General features: G+C 40.5%; 5 protein-coding genes. All 5 read right to left on the bottom strand.

Annotation, left to right across the window (positions count from 1 at the left end):
- Window positions 1-388: 388 nt before the first annotated feature.
- Window positions 389-1318 (bottom strand): hypothetical protein, encoded by a 930-nt coding sequence (locus CWC14_RS14820; RefSeq protein ID WP_004589485.1) that lies wholly within the window; start codon window positions 1316-1318, stop codon window positions 389-391.
- Between the two features lie 747 nt (window positions 1319-2065).
- Complete coding sequence (locus tag CWC14_RS14830) at window positions 2066-2698, bottom strand: hypothetical protein (RefSeq protein ID WP_138563616.1); 633 nt, start codon at window positions 2696-2698, stop codon at window positions 2066-2068.
- A 36-nt stretch (window positions 2699-2734) separates the two neighbouring features.
- Window positions 2735-3346 (bottom strand): hypothetical protein, encoded by a 612-nt coding sequence (locus tag CWC14_RS14835; protein WP_138563618.1) that lies wholly within the window; start codon window positions 3344-3346, stop codon window positions 2735-2737.
- 364 nt (window positions 3347-3710) lie between these two features.
- Window positions 3711-4802, bottom strand: a complete 1092-nt coding sequence (locus CWC14_RS14840; RefSeq protein WP_138563620.1) for an IS91 family transposase — start codon at window positions 4800-4802, stop codon at window positions 3711-3713.
- Window positions 4799-5632 carry a tyrosine-type recombinase/integrase gene (locus tag CWC14_RS14845; RefSeq protein WP_016898907.1) on the bottom strand — a complete coding sequence of 278 codons (834 nt, stop codon included), beginning with the start codon at window positions 5630-5632 and terminating at the stop codon, window positions 4799-4801. The genes CWC14_RS14840 and CWC14_RS14845 overlap by 4 nt, the downstream gene beginning before the upstream one ends.
- Between the last annotated feature and the right edge of the window lie 407 nt (window positions 5633-6039).

Genomic DNA, 6039 nt, shown 5'->3' on the forward strand with positions numbered 1-6039 from the left:
AAAGTCGCTTGGTGTTAACACGTTTATTTTAATAAGTACTAACTTGATCTATCAGGTTTGAACTGTAGGACTTTATCAAAGCTGATGGTCGCATTTGTGCTATGAGCGGATAAAAAGTGAATTTGAAAGCCTGTTGGGTGGCGCCTTCGGCTTAACCAACCTACATTTTGACGTAGGTCGGATAAGTGGCGGAGCAACGCCATCCGACAAAAATGATGAATTTATCAGAAACAGTCCAACTTACCGCGTTAACGTTACCAGTGACTGCTTTGTGCCATGAGCGGACGGTGATGACGCCGCACTAAGCGGACTAAAACAGTGGGTTATAATGTGTAGTGAAGCGAAACCTAATCCACTGTTTTAGTTCCGCTTAAGTGCCTTGTATGCACTAGTACGGAGGATAAAATGACCAAGGGCTTTTATGATCATGACTTTCTTCTCGCCTACATTGCTCAATCACTTTATTTCTTAATTCTTCGTAATTATCTTTTAAACTGTATATGCAAAGAAGCAGAGATAAATTAAGTAAAGTTCCACCAATAGTTTGGAAGTTTGTACTTCCGTGTAAAGATTGATTTCTCCATGAATATATAAGGTCAAATGGGTCTTGAGAATCATCTAAGCTTGAAATATGAACTCTGAATTCTTGCAAAAGTACCTTGAGTTCAGAATCTGCGATTTCATCATACACAAGATTTAAAACATCTCTGATGCTGGAGCATTGCGCACCAATTTTATAAGGTCTCGGTTTTCCAGCACGATTTTTTACTTGAAAAGTAGACTTAACCGTCCCATCCATATTTAAGTATGTTGAACTTACTCGTTTTAGAGTCGATTCAAGTAATGGGAAACCGATATAAGCCAATATTAGAGATGAGTCATATAGGAAGTATCTAGCATGATGCGGAATTTTTTGTTCAGATTCGTATTGTAACTGCTGCTCTTCTGATGATCTGGCTGGCTTCTTACAATTTACAAGTGAAGCTCTGATTGAAGCCTGAAACAATGACTTCATTTCATGTTCTTCATTACTAAAGTATTCAGAGCGACTACCTACGAGAACTTCAGCACACCATGACCATAACCCAAAGTGATCATCTACAACGATTGTATTTAATCCTGGGAGTAGTAACACTTTAGATAAACCAAGAATTGAAGCCAATAAAGCCTGATGATCCAACTCGTGGAACCTGACTCCATTTGCAAAAAGTCTATATTTTTCAGAATTAGCACCGATTGCCATACCACCATCAGGTGTTTTAACAGATGAACACCACTGCTCACATAAACTTTTTATTTCCTCTGGGGTGGTTGCCATATAGTTTCCTTCATGCTGAATTAATGATCCAATAGAGTGCTAACAACTTTATCAGAGGACACTTTCCCTTTTTTAGCGCGAAAACGTCCTTATTTAATGAACTTATATTAATAGCAAATAGCGTAAATTATTGCCAACAATAAATATTACTCTTCCTACTGCCAATATAAACATGTAAAAAAGAGGAAAGTTTCCTCTATTCTTACTAAATTAATGACTACTCACCTCAATGACCGCTCATCGCTCTTTTGAGACATTCGCCTAAACACGTTTTGGGGCAAAGGCGAGTTAAATACATAACCCGCCTCTGGACAAAAATGAGTTGGAATATTTATTCGGTAACGCCCAAATTTAGCGCGAAAAGCCGCGCAGCGGGTTGACGTCGCAGCGGGTTGACGTCGCAGCGGGTTGACGTCGCAGCCCACGCGCAGCGTGGGCGATTAACATTTGCTTGTTATGTGTTGTTCTCTGGGAGCTCTTTGATCACAACGAAGTAATAAACTAAATAACCAAGCCACGATATAAAGAACGACATTAGAAACCAAATTACTTTGTGCATTCCTTTTGCTTTTTTTGATATTAAAGCAAGCACCCAAGGCAGCATCCAGATTAATAACATTACAAATATAATTAGCATTTGCCAAATACTTACAAAGCCCAAAGCAAACTCCTTTTTATGAGATTAAGGAAAAACATAACGCCCAAAGCAGCGGCGCGCGCTTTTTGCGCGTCCGGTGCCTTTGATTGTTATGCGCATATTTCTAGATCCCTAAGTTTTTCTGTATCAACTACTACCTCACGCTCATGCTTACGTTGATTTGAGTAGTACACGTGATCTCGGTCGATTTTCGCAGTCAATAAGCATCTGGAACCACTATCAAACCAATTTTGTGAGCTGTAATGAGTGAAAGCAAACTCACGTGCTACTTCTTCCGAGGTGCTCCATGACTGACCGAACGCTTTGCTGATGTACTCTGATTGGTCACAGCCACGATACAAAGTTATGACGCTATCCAAGGTATGTATATCGTTGGGGGTAATCACTTCTTTCAACAGAATTCTTGGATACCAAACCTGATTTTCCTGATATTCAAACAGGTCACGCATACCTCCTTTACTAAAAGATATGAAAGCATGCCGCATCGAATCGATGAACCCCTTGAACTCAGAGTTTGGAACAGATTCACTCACCTGAAAAGCAATATCGTTAATCGCTTCGCTTGCGTTTACCTTATTCAGGGACAAAACAAATCTAGCCAGGCAACCAAAACAGTCAGAGGAGTATGGACACATACTTGCACTATTAATCTTCGAAAATAGATGCGTGATATCTATGAGCATATCATCACGCAACACCGACATGACATCTTCGTTAAGCATCAAAACAAGTCCGCAACGATTCTTGGAAATGGCTCTTTATCGGTAGTATTCTTTACACTTTCCGAATACGAATATGGACGAATCACCATAATAGTTATTTTCTGATTTCACATGCCAACTACCAGAATAGGAGTAAGAGAACCTGCCAGTCACTGAGTTAAATTGAAATGTCTTCCCGCTATCACTCTCATAGCAGCTAATATCAGATTCATTCTTAGCCTTGTAGGCTGAGCAAGCATGATTTGGGAAATATGTTGTGACTTTATCGGGGTTATCACGTGGCTCTCTGATGAAGTAGGAAGATTTTTCAGATATCAAATCCTCTGAATATATTTCCTGCTTCATATAGCTTCTTTCTACTTCTTCTCTCACTCGGCTCTCATCACTCCCCAACAATTCAACTATTTCTTTGCTTTTCATCTCGAAAACAGCTTTGTCAGGAATGTTAGATATGTGAATCAAGAAAAACTCCTCATCAGGTTTGAATAGAGCTAACTTGTGCCCTGTTGCCGTGTGGTTGAACCCACCTGCTTCTTCAGCAGTGCATTTATAGTCAGCGCTAAATACGCTTTTGGTTCTGTATTCGCCTGCCTGCGCCAAGATCGAAGTGGTCAGCAACATAAAAATGAACAGATATCTTGATTTCAAAATAAAACGTCCTAATTGGTTAATTTTTACGCCTCGATCGGCGCATAACATTTTAGTATTTATGCGACACGCAGTTTGTGTTGCATAATCGCTTGTTGGACTGAGGCGCTACCTGCTCGGTGTGTCAGAGATGGTGCTATTTATGCTATGGGAATTTGCTTTTTAGAGGCTCTAGCTAAATCAGCTAGTTTAATAAGCTTACCTATTATAATTTAAGCTTTCCCTGCATTGCTCAGCGTTTATTATCTATTTATTAAACCGAATGTTTAACCGTTAAGCAAGGATGTTTTTCTTACGCGCAGCCGCGACTAGCCTGAACAGTTAAGCAGGATAACTCATTGATTTGATGCAGCAAGCAAGGCTGCTAACTCGTTCGCGCTATTTTATTTGTCGCCATGTCTGAATTCATCACGCCAATAAATCGTAAGATACCCACTTTACATGACTGGCAAGGCCAATGCGGTATTAGTCGTTCTTGCTCTACCTTCGGCTTCACCGCTTTGAATGGGGTTGCTGATGCCTGAGCCTTTATTAACCCTAACTTTCGCTTGCGGCACGCATTAGCTAAAAAGCCATAGTGGCGAATACGCATAAACCCTTTCGGCAATACATGTTGTAAGTAGCGCCGTAAAAAATCATCACAACTCAGTGTCATGACTTTATCGCGGTTGTTATCTGCATAGTCGCGATATTTAAAGCTCACTGACTGCTCATTCGCTGACACGAACCGCGATTCTGACATCACGCCTTTTCGGGTATAACGCGCAAGGTAGCTCACGAGCTTTTCACTGTACGTTAAACAGGCTTTGCTATACACACACCACTTTGTTGGGGTGTTTATCTTCGCGAATGAACTATCGCATTCATTGAGTTCCGCTAGCATTTTACCCCTAAAGACTGTTGATAACGCTTTTACGGGGTATAAATAGCCTTTTTCTATTTCATGCCAGTGCGCTTTATTTAGCGCCCCTGCGGGTATCAAACAATGCAAGTGGATATGCTGACTTAAGTTCTGCCCCCACGTATGCAGTACGCTTGTCATGCCTAACTGACCATGCTTTTTCCGTTTCGCAAATTTACTTAGCGTTTGCCATGCCGCTTTAAATAAACACTGATACAACGCATTTGGGTTATAGTGAGCAATGATATTCAACTCATGAGGGAGCGTAAAAACAAGATGAAAATACCGACACGGTAATAAATCTTCCTGCTGCTTTTGCACCCATTTAGCCGTGGCCATGCCTTGGCAACGCGGGCAATGACGGTCTCGACAACTACACCCAATTTTTTGCGACTCCCCACAGTTATCACATTGCCATGCTTGATAACCGAGCTGACCTGTTCTACATGATTGCAGGTGCTGACAGACTCGCAGTTGTTGATAGCTCATCGTATGATGCTGCCGATAATGCTCAAGATTTGAATTTAAAATATCAGCGAGATGCAAAGCGCTCATTGTTTAGCCCAACCTGCAAGCAGATCAATGCCGCCATGACCTAACTCTGGTAACCAATGTAAGTAACTTTGTGTGGTTTTAATATCACTATGCCCAAGCTGATGTTGCAGTTGATGAAGTGGCATACCTGATTCAAGTTGGTGTGTTGCATAAGCATGGCGTAGTGCATGTGGATTACAGTGTTTTAAACCACACGCTTGTGCGTGTTTTCTCAATGGCTTCCTAAAGGTCGATGCTGACATCGGTTTATCCATTAACAATCGCGAGTAAAACATCCAACCCGTTGGGTGATACATTTTCCAGTAACAACGTAATTGATTTAGTACGCTATCTGAAACTACAACATAACGTGATTTATCCCCTTTACCTTGTTCAATCAATATGGTTTTTCGCTGTCCATCAATGTTTTGCACTTTAATATGTAGCAGCTCACCAATGCGTAAGCCACAGCCATAGCAAACTACTATTAACGTTTTTAATCGCATATCCGTACAGCTTTCTATCAGTCTTCGCATATCATCACGCGACAAATAGGTGGGTGCGTGCGACTTTGCTTTTGGCAGTGCAATATCTAAGTTCAATGGCCGGTGTAAAATATGTTTAAACAAGAACCAAATGCTGTTTATCTGTACTTTTTGGCTTGATCTAGAAAGTTTGCGAATGGCAGGATCGTTAAAAAAGATATTCAACTCATCATCTGTGACTAAGTCGAGCGGTTTATTAAAGTAATGACTGAGTTTTAGTAAATGTTCACTGTAGCTTTTACATGTACTTTGCGAATAACCTCGATAGGCTATTTCAGTTTTGACTTGTTCAATGAGTGTATTCATGACTTACCTCCAAGTTATGGGATAACCCCAAGGTAAGTGTGGCTCAAATGATAAGAATAGGATCTCCGCGTAGCGGCTTAGTTCAACAATTTTATAGTGCGCTCATCGCGCATATTTCTGCCGACTAAACGCTCATTTGTCTACTCTATATAGTTTTAACAAATAACCTAAGGTATTACTATCACTAAGTTTTCTAAAATATTTGAATTAAGTTAAATAGATCAATATGCGCTCACCGCTCATTTTCATGAATATATGCGCAAAGAGCAGTTTAACCAATCTATTAACGACGATGTTTAGCCAGTCTCAATGACCGGTTATCGCTCATAGCAGCTTGTCAGGTGAAGTCTAAACTAATTCTCCTCAGCTGTAAGATCAGATATGAGCTACTACACCTATATGTGTTA

Origin of the sequence: Pseudoalteromonas sp. S3260 (assembly GCF_005886925.1) — a bacterium.
GTDB lineage: Bacteria > Pseudomonadota > Gammaproteobacteria > Enterobacterales > Alteromonadaceae > Pseudoalteromonas > Pseudoalteromonas tetraodonis.

Bases quoted from the DNA above. Each gene is read 5' to 3' on its own strand.
- CWC14_RS14820 (WP_004589485.1), bottom strand. From the start codon at position 1,318: ATGGCAACCACCCCAGAGGAAATAAAAAGTTTATGTGAGCAGTGGTGT.
- CWC14_RS14830 (WP_138563616.1), bottom strand. From the start codon at position 2,698: ATGCTTAACGAAGATGTCATGTCGGTGTTGCGTGATGATATGCTCATA.
- CWC14_RS14840 (WP_138563620.1), bottom strand. From the start codon at position 4,802: ATGAGCGCTTTGCATCTCGCTGATATTTTAAATTCAAATCTTGAGCAT.
- CWC14_RS14845 (WP_016898907.1), bottom strand. From the start codon at position 5,632: ATGAATACACTCATTGAACAAGTCAAAACTGAAATAGCCTATCGAGGT.